At 71.0% G+C, this 18,485-nt stretch carries 13 protein-coding genes and 1 tRNA gene; 6 read left to right on the top strand and 8 right to left on the bottom strand.

The window, feature by feature from the left end:
- Positions 1-57: 57 nt before the first annotated feature.
- From glmU to ACFVXC_RS13145, 3 genes are all read right to left on the bottom strand, one after another.
- A complete protein-coding gene (gene glmU / locus ACFVXC_RS13155) occupies positions 58-1,515 on the bottom strand; it encodes a bifunctional UDP-N-acetylglucosamine diphosphorylase/glucosamine-1-phosphate N-acetyltransferase GlmU (RefSeq protein WP_389904712.1) in 1,458 nt (485 codons plus the stop codon).
- A gap of 126 nt (positions 1,516-1,641) precedes the next feature.
- Positions 1,642-1,717, bottom strand: a tRNA-Gln gene (locus ACFVXC_RS13150).
- Between the two features lie 14 nt (positions 1,718-1,731).
- A complete protein-coding gene (locus ACFVXC_RS13145) occupies positions 1,732-2,592 on the bottom strand; it encodes a hypothetical protein (protein WP_389904709.1) in 861 nt (286 codons plus the stop codon).
- 167 nt (positions 2,593-2,759) lie between these two features.
- Here ACFVXC_RS13145 and ACFVXC_RS13140 point away from each other — a divergent pair, with 167 nt between their 5' ends.
- Entirely contained in the window at positions 2,760-4,097 is a 1,338-nt protein-coding gene (locus tag ACFVXC_RS13140; RefSeq protein WP_389904706.1) for a sensor histidine kinase, read from the top strand.
- Positions 4,098-4,188: 91 nt separating this feature from the next.
- On the opposite strand, the gene ACFVXC_RS13135 is transcribed toward ACFVXC_RS13140, so the two are convergent.
- Together ACFVXC_RS13135 and ACFVXC_RS13130 are read right to left on the bottom strand one after the other, a co-directional pair.
- On the bottom strand, positions 4,189-4,734 hold the full coding sequence (locus ACFVXC_RS13135) for an SUKH-3 domain-containing protein (protein ID WP_389904704.1): 546 nt from the start codon (positions 4,732-4,734) through the stop codon (positions 4,189-4,191).
- A gap of 48 nt (positions 4,735-4,782) precedes the next feature.
- The gene (locus ACFVXC_RS13130; protein WP_389904702.1) at positions 4,783-5,340 is read right to left on the bottom strand and encodes a YwqJ-related putative deaminase; all 558 of its coding nucleotides are present in this window, start codon (positions 5,338-5,340) and stop codon (positions 4,783-4,785) included.
- Between the two features lie 300 nt (positions 5,341-5,640).
- Here ACFVXC_RS13130 and ACFVXC_RS13125 point away from each other — a divergent pair, with 300 nt between their 5' ends.
- The 3 genes from ACFVXC_RS13125 to ACFVXC_RS13115 all read left to right on the top strand — a co-directional run bounded on the left by ACFVXC_RS13125 (position 5,641) and on the right by ACFVXC_RS13115 (position 10,574).
- On the top strand, positions 5,641-6,627 hold the full coding sequence (locus tag ACFVXC_RS13125; protein WP_389904700.1) for an HNH endonuclease: 987 nt from the start codon (positions 5,641-5,643) through the stop codon (positions 6,625-6,627).
- A gap of 7 nt (positions 6,628-6,634) precedes the next feature.
- Positions 6,635-9,406, top strand: coding sequence for an SUKH-4 family immunity protein (locus tag ACFVXC_RS13120; RefSeq protein ID WP_389904698.1), 2,772 nt, complete (start codon positions 6,635-6,637; stop codon positions 9,404-9,406).
- 268 nt (positions 9,407-9,674) lie between these two features.
- Positions 9,675-10,574 carry a cellulose-binding protein gene (locus ACFVXC_RS13115; protein ID WP_389904696.1) on the top strand — a complete coding sequence of 300 codons (900 nt, stop codon included), beginning with the start codon at positions 9,675-9,677 and terminating at the stop codon, positions 10,572-10,574.
- A gap of 9 nt (positions 10,575-10,583) precedes the next feature.
- Here the strand turns inward: ACFVXC_RS13115 and ACFVXC_RS13110 are convergent, their stop codons facing one another.
- The 3 genes from ACFVXC_RS13110 to ACFVXC_RS13100 form a co-directional block, all read right to left on the bottom strand.
- Positions 10,584-12,158 (bottom strand): cation acetate symporter, encoded by a 1,575-nt coding sequence (locus tag ACFVXC_RS13110; protein ID WP_389905284.1) that lies wholly within the window; start codon positions 12,156-12,158, stop codon positions 10,584-10,586.
- A gap of 59 nt (positions 12,159-12,217) precedes the next feature.
- The gene (locus tag ACFVXC_RS13105) at positions 12,218-12,799 is read right to left on the bottom strand and encodes a DUF485 domain-containing protein (protein ID WP_389904694.1); all 582 of its coding nucleotides are present in this window, start codon (positions 12,797-12,799) and stop codon (positions 12,218-12,220) included.
- 122 nt (positions 12,800-12,921) lie between these two features.
- Positions 12,922-14,586 carry an MFS transporter gene (locus ACFVXC_RS13100; protein WP_389904693.1) on the bottom strand — a complete coding sequence of 555 codons (1,665 nt, stop codon included), beginning with the start codon at positions 14,584-14,586 and terminating at the stop codon, positions 12,922-12,924.
- 403 nt (positions 14,587-14,989) lie between these two features.
- Here ACFVXC_RS13100 and ACFVXC_RS13095 point away from each other — a divergent pair, with 403 nt between their 5' ends.
- Together ACFVXC_RS13095 and ACFVXC_RS13090 are read left to right on the top strand one after the other, a co-directional pair.
- Positions 14,990-15,778, top strand: coding sequence for an ABC transporter ATP-binding protein (locus ACFVXC_RS13095; protein WP_389904692.1), 789 nt, complete (start codon positions 14,990-14,992; stop codon positions 15,776-15,778).
- Complete coding sequence (locus ACFVXC_RS13090) at positions 15,775-18,360, top strand: ABC transporter permease (protein ID WP_389904691.1); 2,586 nt, start codon at positions 15,775-15,777, stop codon at positions 18,358-18,360. Before ACFVXC_RS13095 ends, ACFVXC_RS13090 begins: the two co-directional genes overlap by 4 nt.
- Positions 18,361-18,485: the final 125 nt, after the last annotated feature.

The raw sequence follows: 18,485 nt of genomic DNA, 5'->3' as shown, positions 1-18,485 counted from the left end.
CGGCCGAAATGGTGTGCATCTATCACGGTACGCCGTGTCCGACGCACCTGTTTCCGGTCAGCTTCCGCCATCCGAAATCCTGGACTCCCCGGACGCCGACTCCGCAGCCCTCGCCGCCGGACTCCCCGGACGCTTGCGCGCCACCCAACCCTCGATATTCCGTTGCTGGCCACGGGCCACAGCCAGCGAACCGGCCGGAACATCCTTCGTGATGACCGAACCCGCCGCCGTATAAGCGCCGTCCCCGACAGTGACAGGAGCCACAAACATGTTGTCCGAACCGGTCTTGCAGTGCGACCCCACCGTCGTGTGGTGCTTCGCCTCGCCGTCGTAGTTCACAAAGACGCTCGCAGCGCCGATGTTGGTGAAATCACCGATCGTCGCGTCACCCACGTACGACAGATGCGGAACCTTCGAGCCCTCACCGATCGTCGCGTTCTTCATCTCCACGTACGTGCCCGCCTTGGCCTTCACACCGAGCCGCGTGCCCGGCCGCAGATACGCGTACGGACCGACGCTCGCCTGCTCCCCGACCTCGGAGTCGTACGCGACCGTGTTGTCCACGCGCGCCCCCGCACCCACCTTGGTGTTCCGCAGGCGGGTGTTGGGCCCGACCTCGGCACCCTCACCGAGATGCGTGTCGCCCTGGAGCTGCGTCCCCGGGTGCACCAGGGCATCCTGCTCGTACGTCACCGTCGCGTCGATCCACGTCGACGCCGGATCCACGACCGTGACACCCGCCAGCATGGCCTCGGTCAGCAGGCGGTCGTTCAAGGTACGGCGGGCCTCGGCCAGTTGTACGCGGTTGTTGATCCCCGCGATCTCCTGGTGGTCACGGGTGACAGCCGCCCCCACCCGATGCCCCGCCTCACGGAGGATCCCCAGAACATCGGTCAGGTACTCCTCGCCCTGACTGTTGTCCGTACGCACCTTGCCGAGGGCCTTCGCGAGCAGCTGCCCGTCGAACGCGAAAACGCCGGAGTTGATCTCACGGATCGCGCGCTGCGCCTCGGTGGCGTCCTTGTGCTCGACGATGCCGGTCACGGCGCCGCTCTCGCCGTCCCGCACGATGCGGCCGTAGCCGGTCGCGTCCGGGACCTCGGCGGTCAGCACCGTCACGGCGTTGCCGTCCTCGGTGTGCGTCGCGGCCAGCTTCCGCAGGGTCGCACCGGTCAGCAGCGGGGTGTCGCCGCAGACGACGATGACGGTCCCGTCCAGGGCGCCGCCGAGCTCGTCGAGACCGATACGGACGGCGTGACCGGTGCCCTTCTGCTCGCTCTGGTACGCGGTGCGCACGTCAGGGGCGATGGTCCCGAGATGCGCGACGACCTTCTCGCGCGCGAAGCCGACGACGGTGACGAGCCGCTCGGGGCTCAGTGCGTACGCGGCTTCGAGCACATGCCCGATGAGGGAACGCCCGCAGATCTCATGCAGGACCTTGGGGGTGGCCGACTTCATGCGGGTGCCCTCACCCGCTGCGAGGACGACGACGGCTGCCGGGCTGTTGGCGCTCACGGGGGTGCCCTTCGGCTTCGGATGTGCGGGGAGTGGACATCCGCAGGATACCGGGGCGTTGTGGGGCGGAAATGAGTGCGGGTCCTGACCTTGCAGTCAGGACCCGAACAGAAGGCTCGTGAGCCGTGGCTCCCCCGCAAGGATTCGAACCTTGTCCTACTAGTACCAAAAACTAGTGTGCTGCCAGTTACACCACGGGGGACAGCGCCTCAGACCTTACCCGAGCCGAGTCGCGGCGTCTGTCACGATCCCCTTCCACCAACCCTCAATGCGGCAGTACAAATCGGCTCCCTGCCGAACTTTGATCACGAGGCAACCTCGGTAGTCATCGCCAGTGTTCTTCCGGACGGTGTTCGGGTTGTGCTTCTTCAGGGTCGTCCGCTGGAAGGTGGAGGCGTCGACCTCAACTATGTCGGCCCAGTACTGCTCTGCGGCGGCCACGTCGGCGGACTCGTGGATCATGACCCGGTAGTCCAGGCGTTCCGCTGCGATCCCGAGCAGGTCGAGCCAGGCAAGGTAGACACGGATCATATCCGGGTCGCTGTTGACGAAGATGACGCTCTCGCGGCGTGCGTACGGCTTGCTCTTCTGTCCCTCCGCCCAATAGAGGCCGACCCCCAGGACAAACAGCTCGCGATCGCTCAGCTCGCCGATCTCCTTGCTGGCCGCTTGCTTCGTGGCCTTGCGCTTGCCGTCCTGCTCGGAGCGGAGCTTCGTGAGCCCCTCCCGCATGAGTGCCTGCTGCTCTTCCGGCGTGTAGCGAGGCTCAGGCTTCGGCAGATCCCGCACCCACAACGAGATCGAACTCTTCGAGCACCCCAGCTCCACCTGGATCTGGTCGTAGGTCAGGCCTTGGAGCCGCAGCTCCCGCGCCCGCTCTCTCAGGTCGTCCTTCGCGTTCGGTCGCTTCGTCCACTCCGGCTGCGGCTCGCCCTGCACCAGCCGGTTCAGGATGTCGTTGTTGAAGACCTTCAGCTCATCCCTGATCTGCCGAAGGCTCAGCCCCTCCCGCCGCAGCGCGATCGCCCGCTCCCGCAGCCCCTCGAAGTCGGCGTACTTGCCCGTGATTTCCGTCATGCGACGACCCTCGTCCGGAATGCGGACCTCCGGCCGCGAACGGTGAGTGGTTAAGCAGTTCGAGGGATTTCGGGGCGTTTCGTTTGGTCACGGCCAGCGCGTGTGTTCGATCACCGGGCCGGAAACTCGCCGGAAAAGGAGGGCTTGTCGCCCGTAGGCTGGACGGCATGACCACGACGGGGGAGAAGCACACCACGGCCGTGACCGGCCCGTGGTGGTGGGAGCGGCGGCGTAGCGCCGTGCTTGATGTGGGGCTCGCGCTGGCCTCTGCGGTGGAGTGCGGGGCCGAGGGGATCGCGTTCGCGGGGGATACGGGGATTCCCGCGGCGGTGGGTGTGGGGTTCGGGGTGCTCGCCGGGCTGTCGCTGGTGCTGCGGCGCCGGTGGCCGATCGCCGTGGTGTTGATCGCGATCGCGATCACGCCTGCCCAGATGGGGGTCTTCCTGACCATCGTGGGGCTGTACACGCTGGCCGCGTCCGAGTTGCCCCGGCGGATCATCGGGTCGCTCGCCGGTATGTCGCTGCTCGGGACGCTCATCGTCACGCTGGTACGGACACGGCAGGACATGAGGAGCGGGGATCTGGGGTTCGCGGAGGGGTTCATACCGTTCATCGCGATCACCACCTCCATCGGTCTGACCGCGCCGCCGATTCTGCTCGGGCTGTATGTCGGGGCGCGGCGGCGGCTCATGGAGAGTCTTCGGGAGCGTGCCGACAGCCTGGAGCGCGAGTTGCAGTTGCTCGCCGAGCGGGCCGAGGAGCGTGCGGAGTGGGCGCGTAATGAGGAGCGGACCCGGATCGCGCGGGAGATGCATGACGTCGTCGCGCATCGGGTGAGTCTGATGGTCGTGCATGCGGCCGCCTTGCAGGCCGTGGCGAGGAAGGATCCGGAGAAGGCCGTGAAGAACGCCGCTCTGGTGGGTGACATGGGTCGGCAGGCGCTGACGGAGCTGCGCGAGATGCTCGGTGTGCTGCGCAATGGGGAGTCCAGGCCCGCGGCGGGCGGTCGGCACGGTTCGGTCTCCGACGCGCTGCCGCTGGCGGCCGTGGGGTTCGCCGCGGCGGCTGCCGCCTCGCGTGCGGTGGACGAGGACGGGCCGTGCCTGGCGGAGCTCGACGAGCTGGTGGGGCAGTCGCGTGCGGCGGGGATGGCGGTCGCGCTGTCCGTGGAGGGCGAGTCCCGTGAGTACGCGGCGGACGTGGAGCAGACCGCGTATCGCGTGGTTCAGGAGGCGTTGACCAACGTGCACAAGCACGCCGCGGGCGCCAAGACGTATGTCCGGCTCGCGCACCGGGGTGCGGAGATCGCGATGCAGGTGGAGAACGAGCCGCCGCCGGAGGCGGGCCCGGGGGACGCGCGGTTGCCCAGTGGGGGCAACGGTCTGGTGGGCATGAAGGAACGTGTCGTCGCGCTGGGCGGGGTGTTTGTGTCGGGGCCGACGGACGCGGGTGGTTTCCGGGTGTCGGCGGTCCTTCCCGCGGCTGCCGTCGTCGCTGAGGCTTAGGCCTTGGGCCTTGGGCCTGAGATCTCAGCTCTCAGGTCTCAGCTCTCAGATCTCAGCTCTCAGCTCTGAGACCGGCCTCCGCCTTCAGCCTTCAGCCTGCTTTCAGGCGCTCCGGCCGTGTGCCCGATGCCAGCGTGGCGAGGGCCTCGTCGATGTGGGAGCCGAGGTACCAGTCGCCGCTGTGGTCGAGGCTGTAGACGCGGCCTTCGGCGTCGATCGCCAGGAGTGCCTGGGTCTCGGTCTCTTCTCCTATGGGGCAGACCTCGGTGTCCAGGGCGCGGCCCAGGTCGCCGAGGGTGCGGGCCAGGTGGAGGCCGTACAGGGGGTCCAGGTGGACGGTGGCGGGCGCTATGTGGCGGCCGGGGCCCTGCGGGGTGATGTGCAGTCCGCCGAACTCGGCCCACGCCTCGACGGCGGCGGGGAAGACGGCGTGCTGGTGTCCGGCGGGTGAGGTGTGGCCGCGCAGGACGTCGGCCCAGATCTCGGCCTGCTTTATGTCCCAGCGTCCGGGGCGCCAGCCCGCGGCCCGCAGGGCGGCGTCGATCGGGACGGGGAAGCGGGGCGTCGCGGCGGCCGTGGTGGGGTGTGCGGGGTGCTCGGTGCGCTGTTCCGTGTGTTCCGTGTGTTCCGGGTGCATGGGGGCCCTCGTAGCGGTTCGTGGCTTGGGTGCGCGGTTCGGCGGGAGTCAGGATTCCGGTGTCGTGGGGTCCACGATCCGTACGCCGAAGTGCGCTGTGAGGGCGGTGCAGGAGCGGCAGGGGCGGGCGAATCCGCCGTGCAGGGGGTCGCCGTCCTCGCGGATGCGACGGGTGGTGAGTTTGGCGTGTTTGAGCGCTTTGCGGGCTTCGCCGTTGGTCATGGGTTTTCGTGCCGCGCGTTTGGAGCGGCTGCCGTCGGCGGCCGTGAGGTGGCGTGAGATGAGGATGGCTTCGGCGCACCGCCCGGTGAAGCGCTCGCGCTGGCCGCTTGTGAGGGTGTCGAGGAAATCCTGTACGAGTGGGTGCAGAGCGGGAGGTTCCTCGCCGCGCCCCGCGGTACAGGTGAGCGTCGCGCCGCGTACGGAGAGCGCGGCGGCGACGGTGGGAAGTATGCCGTCGCGACGCTGGCGCAGCGTGGGCGCGTGCGCGGACGCGCTGCTCCAGCCGACGCGGGGATCCCCCGCGTCGACGGGGTTCTCGGTGATCGCCGAGGGCGCCGTCGTGGCCGCCGTGCGGCCGTCCGTACCGGTCTGAGCCGTGTGCATGGTGGTGCTTCCCTCCCCGCAACTCGCGGTGTGACCGCGTGTGCCACGCCCCCGCGTTGCGGGGACAGCCTGTCAAATGGGGCGGGTGGTGCGGAAGCTGGGGCACCGCGACACGCCCGGTTTTCGTCGCACGGTGACGGCCCGGTGGCTGCTGGTCATGGAACTGGAGGCCCGGTGACCGGTGTCGTCCTTGCGCATAGGCTGTCGACATCCGCAGACCGCGGAACGCAGGACGAGGTACGCACCATTCATGTACAGCGATCCGCAGAACCATTAACAGTGCCGCAGGGGGCAACCGCCATGACGACAGGTCGGCTGGGGCAGCAAGCCGCGCCGCCGAACGCGGCCTACGCCGGGCAGCTCGTGCACTTTCCGGATCCGGTCCGGGCCACGCGCCATCCCAGAGGCGTGCGCGTGGACGAGCACGGCTATCCGGACTTCTCGGCCTACGCGCGCGCGGCCGCCGAGATCGCCGAGCCCCCGGAGGGTTTCGGCGTCGACGAGCTGCGCCTGACGGACTACGTCTCCGCGAACGCGGCGATGGCCGCGGCGGATCATGACCTGTGGGACACGATTCCGCCGGTGGCGACCCCGCACGGCTGGACCTGGCACCACGTGCGGGGCGGCAGGCGCCTGGAGCTGGTCCCGGTGGAGGTGAAGGCGCTCCTTCGGCATCACGGCGGGCTCGCCACGACGCCGGTCGACCAGAACAAGAGGGGCACGCGCCCGCTCCAGGAGACCCGGCCGGCGCATCTCGCGCTGCCGAAGTCGGCGGTCGCGGTGACCGAGCAGGAGGTCCTCGGTGCCGAGGAGGAGCTTGGCTACCGGCTGCCCGGCGCCTACCGTTCTTTCCTGAAGGCGGCGGGCGGTTGCGCGCCGGTGGGTACGGCGCTCGACGCGGAGCTCGGTCTCCTGATCGACCAGCCGTTCTTCACGGTGCGGGACGAGGCCGCGGTCAACGATCTGGTGTACGTGAACAAATGCCTGCGCGACCATCTCACCAAGGATTACCTGGGAGTTGGGTTCGTGCAGGGCGGCATTCTCGCCGTGAAGGTCAAGGGTGATCGGATCGGGTCGGTGTGGTTCTGCGCGTACGACGACGCGCGGGACGTCTCGGAGGCGGCCTCCTGGGCGCCCGCCGAGCGGGTGCAGCGGCTGCTGCTGCCGTGCGGTGACGACTTCGACGCGTTCTTGTCCCGGCTCGCGGGTAACCCGCCGGAGTTGGAGACCGTGGCGAACCTGATGGTGGACGGTGGCTTCGCGCGCGCCGTCCCGGTGGGGGAGTGACTTGTCGATGGTGACCTTCGCGCAGGCGCAGGAGCGCGCCGAGGAGTGGATCAACGCCGATGTGCCCGGCTACCAGCATCGCGAGGTGCGGGTGCGGGAGTTCGAGCTCGGCTTCGTCGTATGGGCGGAGGACCGTGAGAGCGGTCCGGTGTCCGACGGCGGCCGTCAGCGGCTCGTCATCGCGCGGGACAGCGGTGAGGCCACGCTCTGGCCGGGCCTGCCGGTCGGTGAGGTGATCCGCCGGTACGAAGAGGAGTACGGCGCCCCGGACGTGGCGCCGGAGGATTCGACTCCGGCCCCGCCCGAGCGGGTCGACCTGAATCAGACGTCGTTCCTGTTGAGCCCTCCCGAGTGGCTCCAGGAGGCGGCGGACAAGCTGGGCATTCCCGATCGCCGGGCGGATTCGACGCGGGGGTCGGCTTCTTCGGACGCGTCGGTGCCGGGTGCTCCCGCGGCACCCGCGGCTCCTGCGCCGCCCGCCGCGCCCGCGGCACCCGTGGCTCCCGCCGCCTCCGCCGCTCCCGAAGCGCCCGGCGGCGGTACGCCGTGGCCCGCGGCCGGGGCGTCGAGTGCGCCCGCGGGGGCCACCCCGTGGGCCGGTACGGACACCAACGCGGACAACGGCGACGACCGTTCGGTACCGGCGCCCGCGACGGTGTTCGCGCCGCCGCTGGTCGGCGGCGACGATGACGACACCCCGCCGCCCGGTGTGGCGCCGGAGGCCAAGACCGCGCTCATGCAGCGCGGCAGCGGCCTTCCGTCGACGACGGTGGCACCCGCGTACGACGGGTCGAGCACGCCGCCGCCCCCGGGCGCCGGTGTTCCCGACCCGGCCGCGTACGGCTATCCGCAGGGTCCCGGCGCGCAGCCCCCGGCGGCTCCGGGGCCGAACCTGCCCCCGCCGCCCGCCGGTTCCGCGGTGAACCTGCCGCCGCCTCCTGGCGTGAGCGCCCCGGATCCGGCCGCGTACGGCTACCCGCAGGGTCCTGGCCCCGCCGCCGCTCAGCCTCAGCGCTCCGTGCCCCCTGGCGCGGGCGACATCGCCGACGCCGCGACAAGCAAGGCGCAGTCGCCGCCGCGTGGCGCCCGTGGTGGCGGCGCGGGCACACCGCCGCCTCCCAGCGCGCCGGGGACTCCCGGTGTGCACCCGGGGAGTACGCCGCCGCCGTCCGGGCCCGGTGTTCCGGGCACTCCGGCGGGCGGTTACGTCCCGACGCAGCTCGTCTCGTCGCTCGGCCCCGACGGACCTCAGCCGCCCGCGGCTCCGGGCGCGCCCCAGCCTCCCGGCACTCCGCCTCCCGGTGGCGGTGTCCACCATGCCGCGACGATGCTGGCCGACCCGAGCCTGGGCGGCCCCGGTGGCATCAAGCCGCCCGGCGCTCCCGGTGCCCCGCAGCCTCCCGGCCCGCCCGGTGTTCCCGGCGCGCCCCAGCCTCCCGGCCCGCCCGGCGCTCCGGGTACGCCTCCCGGCGGCGGTGTCCACCATGCCGCGACGATGCTGGCCGACCCGAGCCTGGGTGGCCCCGGTGGCATCAAGCCGCCTGGCGCTCCCGGCGCCCCGCAGCCTCCCGGTCCGCCCGGTGCCCCTGGTGCTCCCGGCGCGCCCCAGCCCCCCGGCGCGCCCGGCGCCCCCGGTACCGGCGGCGGTGGCGTCCACCACGCCGCGACCATGCTGGCCGGACCCGCGGTCGGCGGTCCCGGCGCACCCATGCCGCCGCAGGGGCCGGGCGCCCCCCAGGGCGCTCCGGGCATGCCGCCGCCCGCCGCGGGCCGGCCCTACGGCTACCCGCAGCCGCCCACGGGGCAGCCGACCGTCGGCCCCGGCTACCAGGCCGTCCTGCGCTACCGCGCGCAGGACGGCTCCGAGCAGCAGCTCATCCGCCGCTCGGCGCCCGGAACGCCGCACCCGGAGTGGCAGATCCTGCACGAGCTGCGCGGCATGAACGTGCCGCCGCAGCAGGTGCTCGAACTCCACACGGAGCTGGAGTCCTGCGAGCTGCCCGGCGCGTACTGCGCCCGCATGATCCGTGAGACGTGGCCGCAGGCGCGGATCACGAGCATCGCCCCGTACGGCAGGGACCACGCGTCCCGGCAGGGCGGCATGCAGCAGCTCATCGCGCACCAGGGCGAGCTGCACCAGGTCGCGGACGGTCCCGCGCGCCCCGCTCCGGTGCGGGCGCCGCTGCCGCAGGTGCAGCCCGCGCCGCCGATCCCGCCGGAGGGTGTGGCGCAGGAACTGGCGGGCGCGTTCAGGCCGGGCATCTTCCGCTTCGACCAGCGGGCGGTCTCCCGGCAGGGCGTGCCCGACCTCGTGGCGCACACGCTCGTCGTGGCGGGTCTGCCCATCGACTTCGGGCCGTTCTTCTGGGCGCAGGCCCAGCCGGGGCGCCCGGTGCCGACCCTCGCCGAGACGGCGCAGGAGCGCGGGGTGCAGGCCGCGTCGGACGCGGGCTCGTACCTCGTCATGGGCAGTGACTTCGGCCGCGCGATCTGCGTCCAGTACGGCACGGCGAACATCGTCGCCGTGCCCGTGGAGGCAGGTCCCGGCGGTGCTCCGGTGCCGCCGCAGTTCGTGAACACGGGTCTGCCCGAGTTCGCGCGCTGCCTGGCGCTGCTCGGCCGCATGTGGCGGCTGCGCTTCGGGCTCAACCAGGAGCAGGCGGGCCGCTGGACCGTCGACTTCCAGGGCCAGCTTGCGGCGCTCGACCCGGCGGCGCTCGCGTCGCCGGAGAGCTGGTGGTCGGTGCTGCTCGAGCAGATGTGGGACGGCCTGCTCTGATCGGCCCCGGCGGAGGCGACGTACGCATCGTGAGGCGCTCGGCCCTGTGGGGGCCGGGCGCCTCGTCCGTTTTTCGACGTGGTTCAGGAGCCGGGGCGCGACGATGGGGCGACCCGATCGACCCGATTCCGGCTTCTGGCTGCAAATGGCGCATCCTTGAGCAGATGAGATGCGCGGAGTGTCGCGGTATGAGCACTTCGGCTTGATCCATCAAGATGTGCGCCAATCGCGTAGTACGCGCGTGGTGCGTCGGAGGAGGGATTCAAGGATGAGCAGCGGTGCAACGGCCTCGGAGCACGGTTTCGTCGCCGTGCGCGGGCGTGGCTACCGTCCCGAGCAGGTGGACGCGTACGCCCTCGATCTGTCCCAGGACCGCGACGGCGCGTGGGAGCGTGCCGCCCGCCTCACTGTCCTCGCCAAGGAGATGGAGGCGGAGGCGGAGCGGCTGCGGGACGTGGTGTCGCGGCTCGCGCCTCAGACGTACGAGACGTTGAGTGAGCGCGCGCGGAACATCCTCGCCCTGGGTGAGGAGGAGGCCGCCGCCGTACGGACGACGGCCGAGGCCGATGTGCGGCGCGTGACGGAGGCGGCCGACGCGGAGGCGCGGGAGGTCCGTGAGGCCGCTCGCGCGTACGCCGACGAGGTGCTGGGCGAGGCGGACGAGCGGGCCAGGCAGCGGCTGCTCGCCTGCCGGGCCACCGCGGACGAGTCGCGGATCGCGGCCCGCCGTGACGTGAAGGAGTGGCGGGGCGAGGCCCTTGCCGCGCTGCGGGAGACGCGGGAGCGCGGTGCCGCGCTCCTGGAGGAGCAGGAGAAGGAGCACGCCGAGCGCTGGGCGGCCGCCGAGGCGGAGATCGCCGCGCGGGAAGCGGAGGTGGAGGCCTGGGAGGCCGCGCGCGTGGCCGCCGCTCAGGCCCGCCTCTCCGAGGCGAGGCGGGCTTCGGTCGAGGCGGAGGAGTCCGCCCGGCACGGGCAGGAGGACGCGGAGGCGCGGGGCGCCGAGCTGCTTGCCGCGGCGCGTGCGCGGGACGAGGGCATCGCCCGGGAGACCGAGCGGATGCTGCGGGAGCACGGGGAGGAGTGGGACGAGGTGCGGGGGCACATGGAGCATGTGCGCAGCAGCCTCGCCGCGCTGACCGGGCGGGCGACCGCCGAGGGTGCCCCCTAGGGGGCTGACCTACCTCCTCGTCACCCCCGCCAGGATCCAGCCCTCCACCGCCTCGTACCGCCTGCGCTGTTCCTCCGACTCCCGTGGGCCCGAGGACACCGTGCCGAGCCAGCCCAGGAAGAAGCCGAGGGGGATGGACGCGAGGCCTGTGGTGGTGAAGGGGAACCAGTTGAAGTCGTGGTTCGGGAACGCCGAAGTGGGGGCGCCCGAGACCAGGTTGGTGCCTGTCATGAGGATGATGGAGCCGAGGGTGCCGCCGATCAGGGTCCACAGGAGGCCTCTGCGGGTGTAGCGGCGCCAGAAGAGGCTGTAGACGAGCGCCGGGGCGAGTGCCGACGCGCCCAGGCAGAAGGAGAGTGTGACCAGCGGCTGCAGATTGCGGTGCTGCACCATGACCGCGAGGACGATCGCCAGGCCTCCTATGGCGAGCGCCGATACGCGGGCCAGTGCCATCTCGCGGCGCGGGGTGATCTCCCTGCGCTGATGCGCGAAGACGTCGTGCGCCAGGGAGTTGGCGCAGGCCAGGATCATTCCGGCGACCGAGGCGAGCAGGGTCAGGAAGATCGCTGTGGTGACCGTCGTGAAGAGGAGGGTCTGCGCAGTCGACGCGTTCGCCCCGAACACCGCCCTTGAGCCCAGCAAGTACGCCGTGTTGCCCTGCGGGTCCGCCCGCGCGATCGCCGCCCGTCCGACCATCGCCGTCGCGCCGAAGCCGACGATCGCGATGACGAGGACGAAGAGCGCCACCGACGACACCGCCCAGGACATCGAGCGGCGCACCTCGCGCGCGCTGCGCGCCGTGTACATCCGCATCGTGACGTGCGGCAGACAGGCGCCGCCCAGTACCACCGTCAGTTCCGAACTGATCATGTCCAGACGGGGGTTGGGGCCGCCCTGGAACTGAAGCCCGGACTGGAGGAAGGCCGGGCCGGCCCCGCTGCCCTGCTCCGCGGCGGCGAGCAGCGCGCCCGGGTCCCAGTCGAAGCGGCGCAGGATCAGGGCGGCGATGACCACTCCGGAGCCGAGCAGCATCACGATCTTCAGGATCTGGATGAGGGCGGTGCCCTTCATGCCGCCGATCGCCGCGTAGCTGATCATGAGCGCGCCGAGTGCGACGACGCAGCCCGTCTTCACTCCTTCGCCGGAGAAACCGAGGATGAAGGAGAGCAGATCTCCCGCGCCCGCGAGCTGCACCAGCATGAGCGGGATCAGCGCGGCGAGCGTCGCCGCGCACGCCGTGATCCGTACGGCGCGGCCGGGCATCCGGCGGGCCAGTACGTCGCCCATGGTGAACTGGCCCGCGTTGCGCAGGGGTTCGGCCAGCAGGAACATCAGCAGCATCAGGGACAGGGCCGTGCTCAGGGCCAGGACGACCCCGTCGTACCCGAGGAGCGCGATGACTCCGCCCGTGCCGAGCACGGTCGCCGCCGAGATGTAGTCGCCCGCGATGGCCAGGCCGTTGCGCATCGGGGAGAGGGAGCCGTAGCCGGCGTAGAACTCGCCGAGGTTGTCGCGGTCGGGGCCCGTCATCACGCACAGGAGCAGGGTGAGGGTGACGACGGCGGTGAACGCCACCAGGGACATGGCCTGTGCCGAGTCGGTGGCGAGTGTGACGGCGGGGCTCGTCGGCGTGCTGCCCGAGATCACCTGTTGGCCTCCAACTCCGCCAGTTTGCGCAGCCGTTCGGCCATCGGGTCGACCCGGAGGCGGGCCGTGAACTCGTACAGCGCTATCGCGATCAGGGTGACGGGGACCTGGCAGAGGCCGAGCAGCAGGCCGGTGGAGAGTCCGCCGGTGACCGTGTCCGTCATCAGGGACGGGGCGAAGGCGGAGAGGATCAGGAAGAGCGTGAAGTAGCCGAGCGCGGCGAGGGTGGCGACGCGGCGCTGCCAGCGGTAGGCGCTGCGCAGGTGGCGCAGGTCGCTGTGGCGGCCGAGTGCGGGGTGGCGGGGGAGCCTGGGGCGTGGCGGGGGTGGTGCGGGGGCGACGGGTTGCCAGGGGTAGGTGGGATAGGAGGGGGACGAGTCGTACGGGGGGAGGTGGGGGTGGTACGCGTGGTGGGGGTGCCGGGGCTGTGGGGGGTCGTTCGGTTGTTGAAGGCGGCCCGGTTGTTCTTGGCGGCCTGGTTGTTGGAGGCGGCCTGGTTGTTGGAGGTGGTGCGGTTGCTGAGCGGGGTGCGGTTGTTGGGGGTCGCGAGGGTGTTGGGGCTGGTGAGGGTAGGACAACCCGGTTCTCCTTGCGCGGCGTCGGTCCGGAGCGGGACCGCAGGGAGCGAGAGGTGAGGATCGAGCACGTTACTCGTAAGTAGTAGAGCCGCGAAGGGTTTTGCGCATACTGCTTGGTCGGTCTATTCGGCCGACCTGTTCACCGGGCGTTCGAGCGGGGTCGGCCCGCTGTTCTCCCCGTTCTCCAGGGCCTTCTCCGGGGCTCCGGCCTCCCCGTTCTCCAAAGCTCCGACCTCCCCGTTCTCCGGTGCTCCCGCTTCCCCGCCCTCCGGGCCCCGCACCCCGATCACCGGAAACCGCCGAGGCGCCAGGAACGCCAGTACGAGGAGCGCGAGGACCGCCGCGCACCCCGCCCCCACGTACACCGTGTCGACCGCCGAGTCGACCGCCCGGCGCAGCCGTTCGGGATCGGCGACCGAGGCCGGGTTCTCCAGAGCGTGGGCCACCGAGTCCAGGGAGCCCGCGCCGCCGAGCCGCGAGGTGAGGACCCCGTTGGCGATCGCGCCGAAGAGGGCGGCGCCCAGGGTCTGGCCTATCTGGCGGCAGAAGAGGATGGACGCGGTGGCCGTGCCGCGCTCGGACCAGCCCACGGTGGACTGCACCCCGACGATCAGCGGCAGTTGGAAGAGCCCGAGTGCCGCGCCGAGAAGCAGCATGATCAGGGCAGGCTGCCAGGCCTGCCCCGGGTAGGGCAGGAGGGGGAACGCGAAGAGGAAGAGGGCGGCCCCGCCGATGCCGATGAGCGCCGTGTCGCGGAAACCGAGCCTGCGGTAGACGTGCTGGCTCAGGGCGGCGGAGACCGGCCAGCTCAGCGTCATGACGGAGAGCACGAACCCGGCGGCGATCGGCGCGAGGCCGAGCACGGACTGGGCGTACGTCGGCAGGAAGACCGTCGGCGCCACCATCAGGAGGCCGAGCGCGCCGAGGGCGAGATTGACCGCCGCGATGGTGCGCCTGCGCCAGACCCAGCCGGGGATGATCGGCTCCGCCGCGCGCCGCTCGATGACCACGACCGCTCCGGCGAGCAGCAGTCCGCCCGCGAACAGCGCGAGCGACCGCGGCGACAGCCAGCCCCACGCGACGCCGCCCTGTACGAGCGCGGTGAGCAGGACGCCGCCGCAGGCGAAGACGGTGAGCGCGCCCGCCCAGTCGACGCGCCCCCGGGTGACCGCCGCGCGCTGCGGCTCGTGCAGGTGGCGCACGATCAGCCAGAGGGCCACGGCGCCGATGGGCAGGTTGATCAGGAAGATCCAGCGCCAGTCGGCGTACGCGGCGATCAGACCGCCCAGCGCCGGGCCCGCGATCGACGAAGTGGCCCACACGGTGGACAACTTGGCCTGGATCTTGGGGCGTTCCTTGAGCGGGTAGAGGTCGGCGGCGAGCGTCTGCACCGTCCCCTGGAGCGCGCCGCCGCCCAGGCCCTGGACGACGCGGAAGGCGATGAGCGCCCCCATGTTCCAGGCCACCGCGCACAGGGCCGAGCCGAGCAGGAAGAGGATGCTGCCCGCGATGAGCACGGGCTTGCGGCCGAAGGTGTCGGAGAGCTTGCCGTAGATGGGCAGGGTGACCGTGACGGCGAGCAGATAGCCGGAGAAGAGCCAGGAGAAGACGGAGAAGCCGCCGAGGTCGCCGACGATCTGCGGGATGGCGGTCGAGACGATCGTGGAGTCCAGGGCGGCGAGCGCCATGGCGAGCATGAGGGCGGCGACGACGGGGCCGCGGCGCCGCCGGTCGTCCGAACCCGAGGGTGTGCCGTCCGCGTCCACCGAGATTCCTTCCCCCTGCATCTATTTACTCCGGGCCACCTTCTCACCCGGTGTACCTCCGGGGCAGGGGTGGAGAGCATCCCGGCAGGTGGGCCGGTGTCCCGTCCGCAGGAGGGTGGAGCGACCCCGAGAACGGCTCCACCGGCAGGTGGAGTTCCCCTAAGGGATCCTCCGTACTACGGACCGGGGGCCGTTCGTACTGCCGGAGGACGAGAAGGCCCCGCCCGCTTCTTAGATTGGCTTTATGCCGACGGGGGCGGGCCGCAGGAGGCCTCGGTTCGGACAAGCCACACCTTCGGGGGTGGGGTTTTCCCCAGCAGAAGACTGCGCTGAGCACCAGCGCGCAGGACCCGTCGGACGACCAGACTCTTTATGCGTGGCGAACACGCCTGACTGAACGCGTTACCGACTTAGGAGACTTACCGTGACATCGGCTGTAACCATTCCCAGGCACGGGGGCACTGGAGGGCGTACGGCCGTGGTGGCACGGGCGCGCCAGGTCGTGAAGGCGTACGGGTCCGGGGAGACCCGGGTAGTGGCGCTCGACGAGATCGATGTGGACATCGCCCGCGGGCAGTTCACCGCGATCATGGGTCCCTCCGGCTCCGGCAAGTCGACCCTGATGCACTGCCTCGCGGGCCTCGACACCGTCTCCGCCGGGCAGATCTACCTCGACGAGACCGAGATCACCGGCCTGAAGGACAAGAAGCTCACGCAGCTGCGCCGGGACCGGATCGGCTTCATCTTCCAGGCGTTCAACCTCCTGCCGACGCTCAACGCCCTCGAGAACATCACGCTCCCGATGGACATCGCGGGCCGCAAGCCCGACCGCGCCTGGCTCGACCAGGTCGTGGAGACCGTCGGCCTCGCGGGCCGCCTCAAGCACCGCCCGACCGAGCTCTCCGGCGGCCAGCAGCAGCGCGTCGCCGTGGCCCGCGCGCTCGCCGCCCGCCCCGAGATCATCTTCGGCGACGAGCCGACCGGGAACCTCGACTCCCGTGCGGGGGCCGAGGTGTTGGGCTTCCTGCGCAAGTCGGTGACCGAGCTGGGCCAGACCATCGTGATGGTCACGCACGACCCGGTGGCGGCCTCCTACGCGGACCGCGTCCTCTACCTCGCGGACGGCCGCATCGTCGACGAGATGTACGCGCCGACCGCCGAGTCCGTCCTCGACCGCATGAAGGACTTCGACGCGCGGGGGCGTACGTCATGACCGTCCTCAAGACCTCCATGCGCAACTTCTTCGCGCACAAGGGCCGTATGGCGCTCTCCGCCGTTGCCGTCGTCCTGTCGGTGGCGTTCGTCTGCGGCACGCTCGTCTTCTCCGACACGATGAACACGACGTTCGACAAGCTCTTCGCCGCGACGTCCGCCGACGTCACCGTCTCCTCCAAGTCCGCCACGGACCCCGGCGACAGCCCCGGCACGGGCAAGCCCGAGTCGATACCCGCATCGGTCGTCGACCGGGTGAAGAAGGCCGACGGCGCCAGGTCCGCCGAGGGCGCGGTCAGCAGCGAGAGCGTCACCGTCGTCAACTCCGACAACAAGAACGTCGGCCCGACCAGCGGCGGCCCGACCTTGGCCGGCAACTGGACGCACAACGACCTGCGTTCGATGGACATCACCTCAGGGCACCGCCCGCGTGGCCCCACCGAGGTGATGATCGACGCCGACACAGCCGACAAGCACCACCTCAAGATCGGTGACGAGCTGCGCACCATCGCCGTCACCGGCGACCACACCGCCAGGATCTCCGGCATCGCCACCTTCAAGGTCACCAACCCCGGTGCCGCGATCGTCTACTTCGACACCGCCACCGCACAGCGCGAACTCCTGGGCGCCACCGGCCGGTTCACCCACGTCAACGTGACCGCGGAGCCGGGCGTCAGCGACACGGAGCTCAAGCGCGAGGTCGGCGGGGCCATGGGCGCGGACGCCTCCACGTACCAGGTCAAGACGCAGAAGGAGACCTCGGCCGACGACCGCGAGAGTGTCGGCAGCTTCCTGGACGTCATGAAGTACGCGATGCTCGGCTTCGCCGGAATCGCCTTCCTCGTCGGCATCTTCCTCATCATCAACACCTTCTCGATGCTGGTAGCCCAGCGCACCCGCGAGATCGGCCTGATGCGCGCCATCGGATCGAGCCGCAAGCAGGTCAACCGCTCCGTGCTCGTCGAGGCGCTGCTGCTCGGCGTCTTCGGCTCCGTCCTCGGTGTCGGCGCGGGCGTCGGACTCGCCGTCGGCCTGATGCAGCTCATGTCCGGCATGGGCATGGAGCTGTCCACCCAGGACCTCACCGTCAAGTGGACGACTCCCGTGGTGGGCATGGTCCTCGGGATCGTCGTCACCGTCCTCGCCGCCTACCTCCCCGCCCGGCGCGCCGCCAAGGTCTCCCCGATGGCCGCCCTGCGCGACGCCGGGACACCGGCCGACGGCAAGGCGAGCGCCCTGCGCGCGCTCATCGGCCTGGTCCTCACCGGCGTGGGCGGCTTCGGCCTCTACACCGCCTCGCAGGCGGACAAGGCGAGCGAGGGCTCGCTCTTCCTCGGCGGCGGCGTGGTCCTCACGCTCATCGGGTTCGTCGTCATCGGCCCGGTCCTCGCCAACGGTGTCGTCCGCGTCATCAGCGTCGTACTGCTCCGGATGTTCGGCCCCGTCGGGCGGATGGCCGAGCGCAACGCCCTGCGCAACCCGCGCCGCACCGGCGCCACCGGCGCGGCCCTGATGATCGGCCTGGCCCTGGTCGCCTGCCTCTCGGTGGTCGGCTCCTCGATGGTCGCCTCCGCCACGGACGAGCTGGACAAGTCGGTCGGCGCGGACTTCATCATCCAGCCGAACAGCAACCAGCAGATCACTCCGAAGGCCGCGCGGGCCCTGGAGAAGTCCGACCACATCGCCCACGTCACCGAGTACAAGGACATCAAGGCGGACCTGACGGCTCCGAACGGCAAGACCGCGAAGGGGGTCGGCCTGAGCGCCGCCGACGCGACGTACGCACAGGACGTACGCAGCGAGACCGTCGCCGGGAAGCTCACCGACGCCTACAAGCCGGACTCCATGTCGGTCGGCGAGGACTTCGCCAAGGACCACGGCATCACCGTCGGCGACAAGGTGAAGCTCGCCTTCGACCACGGCAGGACGGGCGAGATGACGGTCCGGGCCATCACGTCGAGTGACGCCACGATCGACGGTGGCGCGATGTACGTGAACCTCACGACCGCCCAGAAGTACCTGCCCGCCGACCGCATGCCGCCGAACGAGATCATGTTCGCCGAGGCGGAGAAGGGCCAGCAGGACGCGGCGTACAAGTCGCTGAAGGCCGCCATGGCCGACTACCCGCAGTACAAGGTCATGGACCAGACCGACTTCAAGCAGACCCTGAAGGACCAGGTCGGCCAGATGCTGAACATGGTCTACGGCCTGCTCGGCCTCGCGATCATCGTCGCCATCCTGGGCGTCGTGAACACCCTCGCCCTCTCGGTGGTCGAGCGCACCCGCGAGATCGGCCTGATGCGGGCGATCGGCCTCTCGCGCCGCCAGCTGCGCCGCATGATCCGCATGGAGTCGGTGGTCATCGCGCTCTTCGGCGCGCTCCTCGGCCTCGGGCTCGGCATGGGCTGGGGAGCGACGGCCCAGAAGCTGCTCGCCCTGGAGGGCCTGAAGGTCCTGGAGATCCCCTGGCCGACGATCATCACCGTCTTCATCGGCTCGGCCTTCGTGGGCCTGTTCGCGGCGCTCGTGCCCGCCTTCCGGGCGGGCCGGATGAACGTCCTCAACGCCATCGCGACCGAATAGCTCCCGCTACGGGGGTGCGGGAGGCCGGCCCCGGGGGGGCGGTAGCGCCCCCCCCGGGCGGCCGGGGCGATAGCTCGCGAGCGGCGGGCGCGGCGGGGGGGGGGGGGGGGCGGCCGGGGGGGCCC

This window comes from Streptomyces sp. NPDC058257 (assembly GCF_042881845.1).
Lineage (GTDB): Bacteria > Actinomycetota > Actinomycetes > Streptomycetales > Streptomycetaceae > Streptomyces.
Note: the sequence above shows the minus strand (reverse complement) of the source record. Positions and strands in the feature narration are given on the sequence as shown.